General features: G+C 41.1%; 14 protein-coding genes. 4 read left to right on the top strand and 10 right to left on the bottom strand.

Annotated features, from left to right (window positions below):
- Positions 1 to 28: 28 nt before the first annotated feature.
- The 7 genes from KXV15_RS01270 to KXV15_RS01240 form a co-directional block, all read right to left on the bottom strand.
- Complete coding sequence (locus KXV15_RS01270; protein WP_240006344.1) at positions 29 to 2,626, bottom strand: PAS domain-containing hybrid sensor histidine kinase/response regulator; 2,598 nt, start codon at positions 2,624 to 2,626, stop codon at positions 29 to 31.
- A 146-nt stretch (positions 2,627 to 2,772) separates the two neighbouring features.
- Positions 2,773 to 3,681, bottom strand: coding sequence for an NAD(+) diphosphatase (gene nudC / locus KXV15_RS01265; protein ID WP_240006343.1), 909 nt, complete (start codon positions 3,679 to 3,681; stop codon positions 2,773 to 2,775).
- A 336-nt stretch (positions 3,682 to 4,017) separates the two neighbouring features.
- Complete coding sequence (gene dapF, locus KXV15_RS01260; protein ID WP_275671517.1) at positions 4,018 to 4,839, bottom strand: diaminopimelate epimerase; 822 nt, start codon at positions 4,837 to 4,839, stop codon at positions 4,018 to 4,020.
- 69 nt (positions 4,840 to 4,908) lie between these two features.
- Entirely contained in the window at positions 4,909 to 5,952 is a 1,044-nt protein-coding gene (gene holA / locus KXV15_RS01255) for a DNA polymerase III subunit delta (protein WP_240006341.1), read from the bottom strand.
- 15 nt (positions 5,953 to 5,967) lie between these two features.
- Positions 5,968 to 6,462 carry a hypothetical protein gene (locus tag KXV15_RS01250; RefSeq protein WP_240006340.1) on the bottom strand — a complete coding sequence of 165 codons (495 nt, stop codon included), beginning with the start codon at positions 6,460 to 6,462 and terminating at the stop codon, positions 5,968 to 5,970.
- Complete coding sequence (leuS, locus tag KXV15_RS01245) at positions 6,462 to 9,071, bottom strand: leucine--tRNA ligase (protein ID WP_240006339.1); 2,610 nt, start codon at positions 9,069 to 9,071, stop codon at positions 6,462 to 6,464. The genes KXV15_RS01250 and leuS overlap by 1 nt, the downstream gene beginning before the upstream one ends.
- A 181-nt stretch (positions 9,072 to 9,252) precedes the next feature.
- Entirely contained in the window at positions 9,253 to 9,720 is a 468-nt protein-coding gene (locus KXV15_RS01240; RefSeq protein ID WP_240006338.1) for a DUF3576 domain-containing protein, read from the bottom strand.
- A gap of 395 nt (positions 9,721 to 10,115) precedes the next feature.
- On the opposite strand from KXV15_RS01240, the gene KXV15_RS01235 reads away from it, so the two are divergent.
- The gene (locus tag KXV15_RS01235) at positions 10,116 to 10,517 is read left to right on the top strand and encodes an NtrZ family periplasmic regulatory protein (protein ID WP_240006337.1); all 402 of its coding nucleotides are present in this window, start codon (positions 10,116 to 10,118) and stop codon (positions 10,515 to 10,517) included.
- Here KXV15_RS01235 and KXV15_RS01230 read toward each other — a convergent pair.
- Entirely contained in the window at positions 10,514 to 11,077 is a 564-nt protein-coding gene (locus tag KXV15_RS01230) for a thiamine phosphate synthase (RefSeq protein WP_240006336.1), read from the bottom strand. The two genes, KXV15_RS01235 and KXV15_RS01230, sit on opposite strands and share 4 nt — an antisense overlap.
- Here KXV15_RS01230 and KXV15_RS01225 point away from each other — a divergent pair.
- The gene (locus KXV15_RS01225; protein ID WP_240006335.1) at positions 11,072 to 11,749 is read left to right on the top strand and encodes a YggS family pyridoxal phosphate-dependent enzyme; all 678 of its coding nucleotides are present in this window, start codon (positions 11,072 to 11,074) and stop codon (positions 11,747 to 11,749) included. The two genes, KXV15_RS01230 and KXV15_RS01225, sit on opposite strands and share 6 nt — an antisense overlap.
- Here the strand turns inward: KXV15_RS01225 and KXV15_RS01220 are convergent.
- A complete protein-coding gene (locus tag KXV15_RS01220) occupies positions 11,734 to 12,513 on the bottom strand; it encodes a DODA-type extradiol aromatic ring-opening family dioxygenase (protein ID WP_240006334.1) in 780 nt (259 codons plus the stop codon). The two genes, KXV15_RS01225 and KXV15_RS01220, sit on opposite strands and share 16 nt — an antisense overlap.
- An 82-nt stretch (positions 12,514 to 12,595) precedes the next feature.
- Here KXV15_RS01220 and KXV15_RS01215 point away from each other — a divergent pair, with 82 nt between their 5' ends.
- Positions 12,596 to 13,474, top strand: a complete 879-nt coding sequence (locus KXV15_RS01215; protein ID WP_240006333.1) for a LysR family transcriptional regulator — start codon at positions 12,596 to 12,598, stop codon at positions 13,472 to 13,474.
- Positions 13,471 to 13,791 (top strand): DUF1905 domain-containing protein, encoded by a 321-nt coding sequence (locus KXV15_RS01210; RefSeq protein ID WP_240006332.1) that lies wholly within the window; start codon positions 13,471 to 13,473, stop codon positions 13,789 to 13,791. The genes KXV15_RS01215 and KXV15_RS01210 overlap by 4 nt, the downstream gene beginning before the upstream one ends.
- Position 13,792: 1 nt before the next feature.
- Here the strand turns inward: KXV15_RS01210 and mutS are convergent, their stop codons facing one another.
- Complete coding sequence (mutS, locus tag KXV15_RS01205) at positions 13,793 to 16,459, bottom strand: DNA mismatch repair protein MutS (RefSeq protein WP_240006331.1); 2,667 nt, start codon at positions 16,457 to 16,459, stop codon at positions 13,793 to 13,795.
- Positions 16,460 to 16,546 lie beyond the last annotated feature (87 nt).

Here is a 16,546-nt window from a genome sequence, read left to right as displayed (position 1 = left end):
GTTATAAACGCCCACATTTAAAAAATGGTTATTGCACCGCCATATTATTCTGTTGCTGTTGATTTTGCGCATTTTCCAAAGTGGTTTCAATACATTCAAGCAATAGATTAGGTGTAAATGGCTTTGCAAGATGGGCATCGGCGCCTGCATCAATTGCGTCCTTAATATGATGCGACATTGCATTTGCCGAAACCGCAACCAATGGCACATGTGGCAAATGATTTTCTCTTTCAAATTCGCGAATTTTTTTGGTGGCGGTTAAACCATCCATAATCGGCATTTGTAAATCCATAAGGATTAAATCAAAATTATTGGTTTTATAGGCATCCAATGCCTCTTGTCCATTGGTACATAAGAATAAATCTACGCCAGATTGGGCAAGTATCATTTCAATTACTTTGCGATTGGTTGCATTATCGTCAACGGCAAGGATTGATAGATTTACCTCTTCATTTTCGGCATCATTTTCAATTTCTTGATTGTCTTGGGTTGGGCGTTGTGTCTGTTGTTCTGCTACACACTCATACAACGGCAGGCATAATTTGAATTTTGAGCCTTTTCCAACAACCGATTCAACCGCAATTGTTCCGCCCATTAATCCTGCAAGTGATTTTGAAATTGAAAGACCAAGCCCAGATCCACCATGTTCACGGGTTATTGAGCCATCTAATTGTTCAAATCGACCAAAAAGACTTCCAATTTCGTCTTTGGTTAAGCCTTTGCCTGTGTCGCAAACTTCAAAAACCCAATTAAACCTTTTCGGATTATCAGAGCTGCGTGAATAATAAGCATTGAGGGCAACCTGACCAGATGGGGTGAACTTTATCGCATTTGAAAGCAAATTATTTATGATTTGCTTGATACGATTTGGATCGCCTTCATAAATTTTATCGACCGCATCGTCAAAGTTTGAAACAAAATCAAGCCCCTTTTCCTCTGCTTTGGCGGTAAATAAGGCGACACAGGTTTTTAAAGCACTATCAAGATTGAATTTAATGTTTTCAATCTCAAGACGACCCGATTCAACGCGCGCCAAGTCAAGAATATCGTTAAGCAATGATTTTAATGTCTCGCCCGATGATTCTATAAGCTCGACCATTTCTTTCTGTTTTTTGTTTAATTTTGACTTTGCCAAAATTCCGGCAATTGCAATAACGCCATTTAACGGTGTGCGGATTTCATGGCTCATATTGGCAAGGAATTCAGATTTTGCACGGGTGGCACGCCCCGCCTCTACAAGTGCATCAGATAATTCTTCACGGTGACGGATTTCATCGCCAATATCTGTTGTGATGGTTATCATACGCCCTTGGCGTTGCATAATGTTACCTGTTACCGCCATTGCAAAGCGTGCATGAATATCTTTGCCATTATCAAGAATAATTCTGTGTTCGCGGATTTGAATTTCGCCGGTACGCATTGCTTCCGACATTGCACCAAATATCACATTAGTATTAGAGCGGCCAAAAGTTTTCATAACCGCTTTTTCAAGACCCGCACTTTTGGTTTCGCTATTAAAACCAAAAATATCAAGCGCGCCAAAACCACGCATTTTTCCAGTTGCAAAATTATGTTCAAGCACCGCCGCGCGGCCATTTCTAAGAGCGAGGTTTAACAGGTCTTCGGCGTTCTTTGCCTCTGAAATTGCTTTGTAATGGCGGGTTTCATCCAACACGATGCCATCTATGCCAACGATCTTTCCTTCATCGCTATAAATCGGTACGCCATTAATCAATATATATTTGAGCTTGCTAGAATAGTCTTTAATTTTAATAGAAATCTCAAATGGGGTGCCATATTGGGCACATTGAAAGAATGATTTAATAAATGTGTGGCGACTTTCATTAAGAACCAATTTTATGATTTCGATACGGTTTGGAACGTGGGTGTTTTCGTCATAACCAAAAATACGACATGCACCAGGTGACCATATATTTTCTTCACCATTAAAATAAATTTGATATGTACCAAGGGAGGCAATTCTCTCAACACTGTCACGGATTTTTGAATCACGTTGTTTTTGTTTTTCGTGGGCCGAGAACTCTTTGGCTTTTTTAATATTCTCAAGGAATATCTCGCTAATTTTAATTCTGTCTGAACATGTTGATATTGCTACAACTATTGAACCAAAAACAAATGTTACGGGCGCAATTACGGGAATGATGGTGTTCATTCTTACGGCTGCACCAATTGCGGCGATTAAAACAATAAAAAGCGTTGGCAATAAAGTTGAAAACAATAACCGTGGACTAGAGGCGGTTTGATATATCGATATTGCAGATAGTCCGGCGATATAGAATGTTACACCCTCGGCAAAAAAGCGGTTATAATTATAACCAATCGCCCCAAACTGATAAGCAGTATATAAAGAACTGGCAACCATTAAGCGAACAAAAATAAATTTAAACAGCCGATTTTCAGCCGTTTCAATATCTATTTCGCCTTTATCAAACTCATCTGAGACCAAATTAATGGTTTTAATCTCAAAGGAAGATATTATGTTTAGCGTTACAAAAAATGCAATCGCAAGATAGGCATTAATGAAATGAAATATCGCTAAAGCAATTAATATTCTGGCTATAAAAAGATTTTTTCCTAAATCTTTTGAATATGATAAAGTTTGCAACAGGCCATACCGCGCGCCCTCTTTACTGCTGCGCGGAAAAAAACCTCTTAATTTTTCAATTATTTGCTTCCACATATACCTTACCAATGGGTAAAATATAGCGCAAAAAGCCTAATAAATGATTGCAAATATTATCGGTTCTTTAATTACTCGTTCAACCAATATTGCAATAAATGATAGGCAATCGCCGTGACGCGTGGCCCATAACAATGGTTGCCCTTTATTTCCATACCACCCGATAACAATGCCCTAACTTCTTCTTTGGTAAACCAGCCGGCGTCCAATACCTCAGTTGGGTTTATTTCTATTTTATCGCTTTGGGCGTGTGCAACCATGCCAATCATTAATTGCGACGGATTTGGCCAAGGTTGGTTGCCGATAATTTGGATATTTTCCACTTTTATACCAACTTCTTCCAAAACTTCGCGCGCGCATCCTTGTTCTAATGTTTCACCTGGCTCAATAAAACCAGCAAGATTGGAATAAAGCCCTTCGGGGAAATTTATCGATCGCGCCAAAAGACATTTATCGCCGTAAAGCACCAACATGATTGCCACGGGGTCAATGCGTGGGAAATGTTCTGTATGGCAATTTTCACAATATCTTTTCCAACCTGCGTCTAAAATAATGCTTTTATGTCCGCATTTGGGGCAGAAGCCATGCGCATCATGCCACATGAGTAATGAACGTGCCGTCCCCAATATACTTATATCGCGGACATCAATTTTAAGCATATTTTGTCTTATTTCCAAAAACTCACCATTCAAAAGTGGTTCAAGGTCTTCATCCATATTTTGTACGGCAAAATATGGGGTGTCTTCGCCATCAATTCCCAAGAATATAGATTTTTCAAATGGCGGCAGCTTGCCTGAAGCTAAATAAATTGGAAAAAGCGTATCACCATCATTACCCATCAATGGCATAATTTGTTTAAATAAAATTATTTTTGCCGTTGGTGAATTGAATAGTTCAAATAATTTGTCTTTATCACCACGAATTTCGCCACATCTATCAAGGTCATTAAGGCAAAATGCAATATCATTTATTGGTTTCATAGATAATTTAATTCCCTATTATCTGGTTAGCGCAAATTGTCAGGAATTAAAATTAAAAATTTTGTGACCAAGTTTTTTTGCGGTATTTTGGGGCAAAATAAAACCCACCCAAAATAAAACCCACCCTGTGGGATAGGGTGGGTATAGTAAAGTATGTGTAGGGATCCAAAATATTGAAAACAATAATTGGATGCGGATAGGAGAACCCGCGGTAATTCTACTGATGCAAAGCGTATGCCAAAACAAAACCCGCAAAAATCATATATTTTGCGGGTTAAATACGGAATTGTTATAAATTGATGCAAATTTTGGGTCTATAAATGCCCCAAAATGAAACTAAATCTTCAAATCACCAGAGCCAGTGGTTTCCACCGCCCCCGTCATATAGACGTGATTATCGCTTTGACGCCATTCAATGAATAAATCACCGCCATTAAGTTTCATTCGCGCTTTATTATCAACCAATTTTCGGCGCACTGCCGCCACAAGCGCCGCGCATGCACCGGTGCCGCAGGCAAGGGTTTCACCCACACCACGCTCCCAAACCCGTAATCTTATGGTTTGACGATCGATAATTTGCGCAAAGCCCACATTGGTTCTTTCTGGAAAAAGTGGGTGATATTCAATCATCGGTCCAATTTCTTTAACTGGTGCGGTTTCGGCATTCTCAACAAAGAAAACGCAATGTGGATTACCCATTGAAACGGCAGAAGGCCCCCACAAAATCGGGTTATCAATTGGGCCAATCTGTAATTCCATACGGATGGTTTGCATATCTTCAGAAAGTGGGATTTGATCCCATTTTAGGCGCGGTTCACCCATATCGACCGAAACGAATTTGTCGCCAGCTTTTTTGGCGTATAAAATTCCCGCCTCGGTCTCAATTGAAATTTCGTCTTTGCCGGTTTCTTCCATCATTGCCCACGCCACAGCGCGCGTGCCATTACCACAAGCGGCCACTTTTGAGCCATCCTGATTCCAAATACCCATGAAACAATCGGCATAATCAGAAGGTTCGATTGACAAAAGCTGATCAAAGCCAAGAGAATCTTGCGGGCGATGCAATGCCGTAACCTGATTTTCACCAAGGTGCAGACGTTCATGGCTTTTTAGAACCACAAACTCATTACCCAAACCGTTCATTTTCAAATATTTCATGAACACGCCATTATCAGAATTAAGGTTTAATTTAAAGCGTTAATATTGCCACCAATTATCAAATTAAATTTATCGCCCTCTTTTACGGGCGGCAAAGTCAGCAATCGAAATAAATAATTTTTCCAAAGTTTCTTGGATTGGATAATTAGATTGTTTTAATAAAATATCGGTTTGTACCGCACGCGAATAAACACTTTCAAGTGCAGGAATTGTCCAAATTGCAATTTGCTTTTTAAAGTTTTCCTGATCTTTCCAAAAAATATTATGTCGGCGATCTTTTACAATTGCTTCGGCGGTTTGCCCTTTATCGAAATCGGCGCGTAAAAACATTAATTGCCGCAAACGACGCACAAGTGCATTAAGAATTTGAATTTGGTTTAAACCTGCAACACGCGATTGATAGTTTTTGATAATTGTTGCCTTGGCAAGCCCAGAAAATGCGGCGTTTAAAATCTCGTCAACCTTGCCTTCACGACCACCAACCGAAAGTTCATTTATGGCATCAATTGTTATCTCATTGCCTTTACCGACATAAAGCGAAAGGTTTTCAATCTCGTTCAATAGAATTTCGGAATCCTGAACCGTGATTTCAATTAAATATGAAACCGCCTCATTGGAAATTTTAACACCCTCTTGATTGGCTTTTTCACGAATTAGGCCTGCAAATTCGGCGGCATTGGGTTCATAGGTGCGGATTGCCCATGCCGATTGGGCCTTTTCAAACGCTGCCACAAGTTTTGAATTGGCGGCCAACCCTGCACCATTAATTAATAATGCGCCATCAATATTCCCTACCTCACCGTAATTTTGCAAAAGCGGGATTAATTTTGAACCTTGTCCATCAGTTTTGATATTAAGGCGGGCAATTGACGCCCCACCAAATAGCGATGAACCCATAATAGCTTCTTCTAGTTTGGTGAAATCGCGCGCCAAATCATCCTCGTTAAAACTCCGCATTTCAAGATTGGGATGGCGTGATTTAAGATTATCCGCAATTATTCCAAGATTTTTGGCGCAAATCCCCCGGTCTGGCCCATGTATAATGACAAAGCGCGGCGCCCGCCCCGCTTGCGCATCTTTTATCGCGTCAACAAGTTTGGCAATTTTTACCATTTGGGCCGCCCCCCTTTATTTGGTGGCGTTGGTTTTTATCAACAACTCACGCCAAATACGGTCGGCAATTTCTTTGGCGGCCTTTTGTTCGGCATCTTTTTGAAGACTAACTTCGGAATATGGGTTGGCGCTGCCGGAAAAAGCAATTGAATCAGCAAAATTACCTTTTATTTCTGGTCTATTGTTGCCAGCTTCAAGGGTGTATTCAACCGAATAATTAATTTTAATTCTTTTATAAAAAGAATCCTGACCCAATGCGATATTTGAAAAATCACGGGTAAGTTTGATTTTTAAATTACGCGGTGTAGTGTCTTGTTTTTCAAGAACCGCCAATTGGTGCAATTCTTGTTCAAGAAAATATCCGGTTCGTCCATCAATTGGCGCAATATTTACTGGCCCAATGCCTGCACCATTTTGCGAATAAACCGGCGAAAACCCACATCCGCCAACCAGCAAACCAAGCCCCATTAGAGCAAGAACCAAACGACGGGACGCGGGTTTTTTATTCATTAATCACTCACCACAATGTTAAGGATACGGTCTTTTACGAAAATCACCTTGCGGATGGTTTTTCCATTAAGATAGATATCCGCCGCTTTTGAAGAATTTGCAAGTTCCAAAACGTAATCCTGTTCAGAGCCTTTTGGAACTTTTAATTCATCACGTTTTTTACCATTAATCTGAAGCGGAATTACCACCTCATCATCAATTGCATATTTCAAATCGGCCTCAAACCATGGTGCTTTGACACAGAAACCATCATTACCCAATAACGTCCAAACTTCTTCGGCCAAATGCGGGGTAAATGGTTGTAAAAGCCGCGCAAATACCGAAAGCGCAAATCCACGTGCATTAATAATTTTTGCATCATCCTTGCCATCAAAATTGCGAAGGAAGTTAAGCAATTCATACATGTTGGCAATTGCCGCATTAAAGGCAAAACGATCAATTGCATTGGTAACATTAAGTGCCGCTTTGTGTGCAGCCTTAACAATGGCCAGTGCATCACCGTCCAAATCATTTGGGGTTTCATTGACCGGGGTTTTAGATTGCAATGCATGTTTGGCAAATAGTGCATAAACACGGTTTACGAAACGGCTTGCCCCCTCAACACCCGCTTGTGACCATTCAACATCACGCTCAGGCGGGGAATCGGATAATACAAACAAGCGTGCCACATCCGCACCATAGGTCGAAACAATATATTCGGGGTCAATGGTGTTTTTCTTGGACTTGGACATTTTTTCGACCGCACCCATGGTAACAGCTTTACCGGTTGCGGTTTCAAAAATATTTTTCCCGTCAATTGTTACATCCGCAGGGTTAACCCATTTTCCATCTTCGGATTTAAAAGTGGCGTGTGTAACCATGCCCTGGGTAAACAAATGCTTGAACGGCTCTGAAACATTGACATGACCAGTTAATTTCATCGCGCGGGCAAAGAAACGAGCATAAAGGAGGTGAAGAACCGCATGTTCAATACCGCCAATATAATGGTCAACAGATAGCCAGTGATTAACCCCTTCCAAATCGGTTGGCGCATCAGGATTAAGGCCACAGAAACGCGCCCAATACCATGATGAATCAACAAAAGTATCCAATGTATCGGTTTCGCGGCGGGCATCACCACCACATTTTGGGCATTTGGTTTGTTTAAATGTTGGATGGCGATCAAGCGGATTACCAGGTTTGTCGAAAGTAACATCTTCTGGCAAGGCAATCGGTAGATTTTCAATTTTCTCTGGAACCGCGCCACAAGTATCGCAATGAATCATCGGAATTGGGCAACCCCAATAACGTTGACGTGACACACCCCAATCACGAAGACGGAAAACCTTGGTTGCTTCACCACGTCCCAATGCCACCATTTTATCAATTGCGGCACGTTTGCCGGCCTCAATAGATAGGCCATTTAAGAAATCAGAGTTAAAAATGCTACCATCACCTGAATATGCTTCATTTTCAACATTAAAAGTTGCCGCATCGGCATCTTTTGGCAAAATAACAGGGGTAACTTTTAGGTCATATTTACGGGCAAAATCCAAATCGCGCTGGTCATGCGCCGGACAGCCGAAAATAGCGCCCGTACCATATTCCATCAATACAAAGTTTGCGACCCAAATATCAATTTCCCAATTGTCGTCAAATGGGTGTTTAACCTTCAGGCCGGTATTGAAGCCCTTTTTCTCTTGGGTATCCAATGCCTCGGCAGTGACCGCGGATTGTTTGCATTCATTAATAAAGGCTTCTAAATCCGCATTATTTTTAGCAAGCTCTTTGGCAATTGGGTGATCGGCGGCAATTGCCACAAATGATGCGCCAAATAATGTATCGGGGCGGGTTGTATAAACCTCTAACCCATTAAAATCACCAAATTTTTGGGTTAAATCAAATTTAAATTTTAAGCCTTCAGAACGACCAATCCAATTGAATTGCTGCGAAATAACGCGTTCTGGCCATTCATTTAAGCCTTCTAGTGCATCAATCAAATCATCGGCAAAATAGGTGGTTTTAAAGAACCATTGGTTTAATTCGCGCTGTTCAACCAAGGCACCAGAACGCCAGCCACGACCATCAACCACCTGTTCATTGGCAAGAACGGTATTTTCAACCGGATCCCAATTTACTTTTGACATTTTGCGGTAAACAAGGCCTTTTTCAAACATTTCAATGAAAAGACGCTGTTGATGTTGATAATACGTTTGGTCACAAGTCGCAAATTCACGTGACCAATCAATTGAAAAGCCCAAAAGCTTCAATTGCTCTTTCATCACATTGATATTTTCATAGGTCCATTTGCCAGGATGTTCGCCCCGTTCCATCGCCGCGTTTTCCGCCGGCAAACCAAAGGCATCCCAACCCATTGGGTGCAAAACCTGATAGCCTTGGGCATGGTTTTTACGTGCAATTACATCGCCTAGCGCATAATTACGAACGTGCCCCATATGAATCCGACCTGAAGGATAAGGAAACATTTCCAAAACATAGGATTTTTTGGCATCTTTATTAATTTCGCCAGTAAAGAATAATTTACTATCATCCCAAATTTTGCGTTGTTTCTGTTCGGTTTTTATTGCGTCATATTTAATGTTTTCAGCAATTTTATTATTATCAGTCATGTTTTACCAAATGTGTGAAAATCTTAATCTAGCCAATTTCTGGCCAATTATTTCGACCAAAGCCATAATGCGTTTCAACTATTCTGAAATGTCGGGAAAATCAAGGGGTTTTGGGTTGGTGGTCTCATAAACAAAAAGACCCCGCAACACGTGCGGGGTATCATTTTTGGCTTAATTGAAACTATTTTTCAGATTCAATGTTTGCGATGCGCAATTGACGTGCGCGGGTCAAAATTGCGTTTTCAATCTGCAAAGTTGTGTCAGGGCTTACAGATGCATCGGTCCAACCAGAGCCGTTATTAACCTGACGGAAAACCTGAACCGCGATACCATCGGCACGAAGACGATTATCAAGGATGAAAACCTGAACTTTGAAACGTTCATTAGGCGTAGCATCATTTGAATGCCAATCGGTGATAAAGGTACCGCCAAACGGGTCGGCACTTGCAACCGGCATAAAATTTAATGTGTCCAAAGTGGCGCGCCACAAATAACCGTTCACGCCAATACCTGCTTGGGTATCTTTCTTTTTACCGAAATTAAATTTCATTGGGCTGCCAGCTTGGGCATCAGTAGCCGGTTTATGGGCGCAGCCGCCAAGAACAATCGCAAACGATGTAGCTAAAAGAATTGGCGCAATACGGCGCATATTGAAACTCCGACAATAAGGTTGGCACAAGGCTATATCACTTTGTGCCAATAATAACAATAAAGGGCTATTTAAAGCATATTTATTGCTATTAACAATGTTTGAGACAGTTTATCAAGCGACTTTGTGTAGCTTTAAAATTAAATAACATTGAGTTTAGCTGAATTTTTGCTTAATAAACTGCACAAAATGCAAACAATATTGTGATACAATTGCAACAAAAAAATTTATTGCCATAAAACTGTTTCAAATTGTGTTTAAAATAGCTATATTCTCGTCTAGGCGTAGTCCCTATGGGAATTGTTATTCATTTAATATAATTGACTTAACGATTTTTTTAGGTTTAGCTAAGCTATATTGTTTGCAACACTCTATATTAAATTGGGGGTTTTGTGGTGAAAAAGACATTGGCATTTGCAATTGGTCTCGCTGCGTTTTTCGCGGCCGGTACCGCTTGTGCCGAGGGTCGCAACACAACACCGACCGCACCTTGGTATGAAAGATTTACCTTTGGTTCTGAATTTAATTCTGGTGTGAATGCGTGGACACCACGCGGTGAAACCAAGGCAAACGTTAAAGTTTCGCCTAAATCTCGCTGGGGTGTTAGCTTTGGCATGCAACCTTCAAGACAAAGCCCGGTTGACAATCGTAATGGTCAAACATCTGCGGGCGCATTTTATGACGTTAACCGCAACCTTCGTGTTGGCGGCGGCGTTGTAATCCCTGATGACAATATCAATCAGGATAAAAATAAACGTAGCCCAAGCATCAAAATCGAATCTGCTTTCCGTTTTTAATTAAAACTAACTCCGGCTATCCCCTTTAATTTAATCCCTCTTAGTCGTTTTAGGCTTTTGTGATTTATTCCGCCCAAGGCAATAAATTTTTGTTTTGGAAAAAGGCGAATCAATTGCGCAAGTTTGATATTTCCCTTTGGATTGCCTGCGCTTTTGCTTTTTGATTGAAAAATTGCCGATATAATAACATTTTCAATACCGCAGTTTATCGCCCGCGTAATTTCACGTAAATTATGCGCCGAACCAGTCGTCATAAGCCCCTTTGCCTTTGATAAATGATGATGTTTAAGGGATTTATTTGGAATATGGATTCCCAATAATTTATGTTTGAAGGCTTGTTTTGGCGAAACACTTGCCAAAATTTGTTTTTTCGATTGTTTTTTTAATTTTGGAATTGGTGCGCCATAATTACGATAAATTATTAATGTATCCTTTGGACTATTGGTAATTATTTCATTCAAATTTGGGTTTCTAATGGGATCTGATAAAACAAAAACCTGCCCATTACCGAACAAGTTCTTTGCTTTTTGTGAGATTTTTTTTATATCAGCTTTATGCAAAGTGATTTTTCCCAAAACCGTCTTGAAATACTTCAAAAAATTGCCACCACCGCCAAAGAGGCCGGCCGCAACCCCGATGATATTACACTGGTTGCCGTAAGTAAAACCCAAACACCTGAAAAGCTTGATGAAGCGCTATCAGATGGGCAGAAGATTTTTGGCGAAAACCGTGTTCAAGAGGCATATAGTCATTGGGGTGAGCGTGATTGTTCAGATCTTGAACTACGACTTATTGGCCCATTACAAACCAATAAATCGGACGAAGCAGTAAAATTATTTGATGTTATTGAGACACTGGACCGCGAACATTTGTGCGCATCGCTTCAGAAATCAATTCAAAAAATTGGAAAAGCGCCTAAAATTCTGATGCAAATTAATATCGGCAATGAGGAGCAAAAGGCAGGGGTCGCCATAAATGAATTCCCACGCCTTTTGGATTTGGCACGCGAACATTATAGGCTAGAGGTTACAGGTTTAATGTGTATTCCGCCTGCCGAATTGCCGCCTGCGCCATATTTTGCATTGCTCCAAAAACTTGCCAAAACCCATGATTTAAAAACACTTTCAATGGGTATGAGTTCAGATTTTGAGACCGCTATCAAATTTGGCGCAACCCATGTGCGGGTTGGAACCGCACTATTTGGGGCACGTAATTATCAATCGAACCTATAAGAATCCATATGTAAGTTACCAAAGGTAACGCTGTTATGGATTTGTGTTGCTTTATAATCAGGATATGCCGCACCCATTGCCACATAAATTGGTAATAGATGCTCATCTTTTGGATGTGCCATTTGCGCAAATGGTGCCAGCCTACGGTAAGCAAGCAAGTCGCAAGTACGCCCAGTTTTAAGTGCATCATTAAACCATGCAGCAAATTCTTTGGACCAATCGTCCTCTTGTCCACCATCCCATTTAATTGCCCGCAAATTATGGGTAAATGAACCGGTGGCAACAATTAAAACCCCTTCGTCACGTAGTTTTTGCAAGGCACGACCAATTTCAAGGTGGTGACCAGTTCCCAAATGCGGCTGGATTGATAATTGAACCACTGGAATATCGGCATCCGGATACATTAACATCAATGGAATATATGCACCGTGATCAAGACCACGGTTTAAATCGCTTTCGGTGCGAACGCCATGTTCACCCAACAATTCCTGCACCCTTAACGCAAGTTCTTTGGAACCTTTAGCAGGATATTGCAATTCATACATTTGCTTTGGAAAGCCATAAAAGTCATGAATTGTTGAATTGGTATCGACAATATTTACGGTTGGGGTTTCGGTTTCCCAATGCGCAGATACAGCCAAAATGGCTTTTGGACGATCAATTTTTGCGCCCAAATCCCGCAAGAAATCACGCGCAGGTACATCATCAAAATATAAAGTTGGTGAGCCATGCGATATAAATAGTGAAGGTAATCTTTTTTGCATCTCTAATCCTCTTGCCAAAATTATAAATCCATTATACCCGTATGCAATTGCGTAATATCTTTGGTGATGTATGCGCTTTTGTATGGAGCATCTCATGGATTGGGACGATTTACAAACATTCCTAGTTATTGCGCGCGAAGGCTCTTTATCTGCTGCGGCCAAGGCACTTAATACCACCCAGCCGACAATGGGGCGACGCCTTACTAAATTAGAGCAAAAAGTTGGCGCACGCCTTTTGGAGCGTCATCCACGTGGCTTTGCCCTCACATCATTGGGCGAGCAGGTTTTGGGAAATGCTGAACGCATCGAAGCTGAAGTAATTGCCACCGAGCGCGTAATAAAAGGGCGCGATATTGCCCTTGAAGGTATTGTAAAAGTTACGGCTGTTGATGTTGTTGCATCACGAATTATCATTCCGGCAATTGCCAATTTGCAATCTACACACCCCAATATTGTTGTCGAACTTATACCTGATGCCCGCCTCCTTAGTCTTTCACGGCGTGAAGCAGATATTGCGGTGCGTTTCACCCGCTTTGAAAATATGGACTTAGTTACCAAAAAAATCGGCACCATGACCGCGGGATTTTATGTTTCACAAAAATATATTGAAAAACATGGTCATCCGCAAAACACAGACAATCATAAAATTATTCAAGTTTTAGAAGATCAGTCACATCTTGAAGAAGCCCGTGCTTTAGGTCAAAATTTTTCAAATGCCAAAATCGCCCTGCGCACCAATAGCCGCGAAGCCATGATTATGGGATGTAAACAAGGGATTGGCATTGCCTGCATCCCTAAATTCCGTGCAAGTATTGAACCGGAATTGATTGAATTAAATGAAATAAAAGAATTGCCACGGCGTGATGTTTGGTTGGGCGTTCATAGCGATCTGCGTCATATGCCAAGGATTCGTGCGGTTATTGATGTTATTTCTGATGCGTTTTCTGGTCTAAAAGAATGAGTGAAGACAACGAAATATATGATTGCATAGGTAATGTTTGGCTTTGGAATAGTGAAAAAGGCTCTTGGCATTTTTTTACAATTACCGAAAAAATTGCCAATGAAATTTATTTTGCCACTTCATTAAAAACACTTGGCCTTAAGCGTGGGTTTGGCGCGGTAAAAGTGCGGGCAATTGTCGGCGAAACCATTTTCACCACGTCAATATTTCCAAACTCCAAAGATAAAACCTATATTTTGCCAATCAAAGCAAGTGTCCGCAAAGCCGAAAATATCAAGGCCGGCGATGAAATTAAAGTTCAAATTGAATTAATATAGATTATAATTTTCCCTTTAATTCATATAATAAATCAAGTGCTTGGCGTGGTGATAAATCATTAATATCAAGTGCCGCAAGTATCTTTTCTGCCTCACTTTTTTCCTGCACAACTGCGACCTGTGGAATAAATTCCGAAAATAATGGAAGGTCATCAATAGGCTTTTGCCCCTTTTTCCCAACATGGTGGGTGTTTTCGAGGGTTTTAAGAACTTCTTTGGCACGCTCCACCGCAGTTTTTGGCAAGCCAGCAATCTTTGCCACCTGCACGCCATAAGAACGATCTGCCGCCCCCTCTATAACTTTATGCAAGAATATTAAATCACCATTCCATTCCTTGGCAGAAAGCGATAAATTATTAATACCATCATATTGTTTAGATAGGTCGGTTAATTCATGATAATGGGTGGCAAAAAGCGCGCGTGATTTATTGATTTCATGTAAATATTCACTTACCGCCCAGGCAATTGCAAGGCCGTCATAAGTTGCTGTACCGCGCCCAATTTCATCCAAAATTACCAATGACATGTCGGTTGCACGGTTTAAAATATTGGCGGTTTCAACCATTTCGACCATAAAGGTTGATTGCCCCGCAAATAAATCATCGGACGCGCCAACCCTTGAAAACACGCGGTCCACAAGGCCCAATTCCATTGTGGTCGCGGGAACATAAAACCCCGCTTGGGCCATAATAACCAAAATTGCATTTTGCCGTAGATATGTTGATTTACCCGCCATGTTCGGGCCGGTAATTAATGAAAGCCGCGCACCGTCCAGAATTTCGGCATCAAGCGTGCAATCATTGGCGGTAAAAACCCCACCATCCTTTTTTAGACTGTCTTCAACAACTGGATGACGACCTTGGATAATTTTTAATGCCTTGTTTTCATTAATATTTGGGCGGCAATAATTATTTTCACCCGCAATTTCTGCTGCAGAAAGCGTTACGTCAATGCGGGCAATTGCATCATTGGCATAACGAATTTGTGCGCCAAGTGTGGCCACCTTTTGACATGCAAGATCAAATAATTCCAACTCACGATTTAATGCTAAATCAGCGGCACGTGCGGTTTTGGAATTTAATTCAATTAATTCATTTGTGGTAAAGCGCACCATGCCCGATAATGTCTGGCGGTGAATGAAAACTTCATTTAGTGGTGCTTCAAGAAGTGGTGGTGCTTGTTTTGGTGTTGCCTCGATAAAATAGCCCAAAACATTGTTAAATTTGATTTTTAATGGTTGCCCTGCTTGTTCAGAAACTTTGGCAGATAATGACGCAATAAGGCGGCGGCTTTCATCACGAAGCGTCACATATTCATCCAAAACGCTATCAAACCCGCGCTTTATAAAACCGCCATCGCGTGCCAAAAATGGTAATTCATCGTCTAATGCTTCTTTTAAATATGTTGCAAGTTCGCCCAATTCATTATGGCGCATCAAATTAATGGCATTAGCGGCATTTGCCAAAATCTCCGGTACTTCGGCGGGAAGGATTGCACAAACCATATTGGCAAGCTCTAGTGACTTTCCAATTGCCTTTAAATCACGTGGTGATGCCCGGTTTAATTCAACCCGTGAAAGTGGGCGCACCATATCCGGCATTTGTGACAATACATCCGAAATTTGCGAACCAAGCTTTTGATTTTCAAGCATAAAACCAATGGCATCAAGACGCGCATTAATTGCATTTATATCAAGTAATGGCCGTGAAATATCTTCCAAAATTTGCCGCCCACCTTGTGGGGTTTTGGTTTTGTCTATTGTGCCAAGAAGTGAGCCTTTGCGTGCGCCCTTGGTTGATTTTTCAATCTCAAGGCTATTGCGGGTGGCGGCATCAATTGCCAAAAATCCCGAAACCTCATGCTTTTGTGGAATTACCAATTTTGGGGCAACGCCGGCCTGTGTTGTTAATACATAGTCATAAATCAAGCCAAGTGCCTGAATTTCAATTTTTGAAAAATCACCAAAACCAGACAGGGTTTTGACGCCAAAGCCATCAAGCAAAAGGTTTTCACATGATTTAACGTCGCCCTTAATTGTTGGGCGCGGTGACATTGCGGGAATTAATTTGGCAATGAATTTACTTTCTTCGCGGTTAAAATCCTTATCAAGCAATAAGATTTCACCGATTGAAAGCCCAGATATTTCATCCATTACCCGCGCATTGCTTCCCGAAATTACCGCAAATTCACCGGTTGAAACATCGGCCCATGAAATTGCGGCTTCAAGACCAGAAACCGAAAACACAATTGCCGCAAGACGGTTTGATTTTTTTGCCTCAAGTAATGATTCTTCGGTCAATGTTCCCGGGGTTATAATGCGGGTAATATCGCGGTGAACAACGGCTTTATAACCACGTTTTTTTGCTTCCTCTGGGGTTTCCAATTGCTCACAAATTGCGATTTTGAAACCTTGGCGTACCAATTTGGCAATATATGGTTCAACCGAATGGGCAGGAACCCCACACATTGGTATTTCATCACCCTGATGCTGCCCACGTTTAGTTAAGGCAATATCAAGTGCCGCCGCCGCTGTTTTGGCGTCTTCAAAGAACATTTCATAAAAATCGCCCATACGAAAAAATAATAAAGAGCTGGGATGCTTCTCTTTGGCAGCAAGATATTGCGCCATGAACGGTGTTGGGGCTTTTTCTTTTGTATTTAAAGACATACCAATTGATTAAAGGGGAAAGTGGGTAATTTCAAGCAATTAGTCAGATAGTTTTTTCACTGAATTTTCTTGGTTTTGTGAATTTTC

The organism is Pseudaquidulcibacter saccharophilus (genome assembly GCF_019455445.1).
Classification (GTDB): Bacteria; Pseudomonadota; Alphaproteobacteria; order Caulobacterales; family Aquidulcibacteraceae; genus Pseudaquidulcibacter; species Pseudaquidulcibacter saccharophilus.
This window is presented reverse-complemented; position numbering and strand designations above follow the sequence as displayed.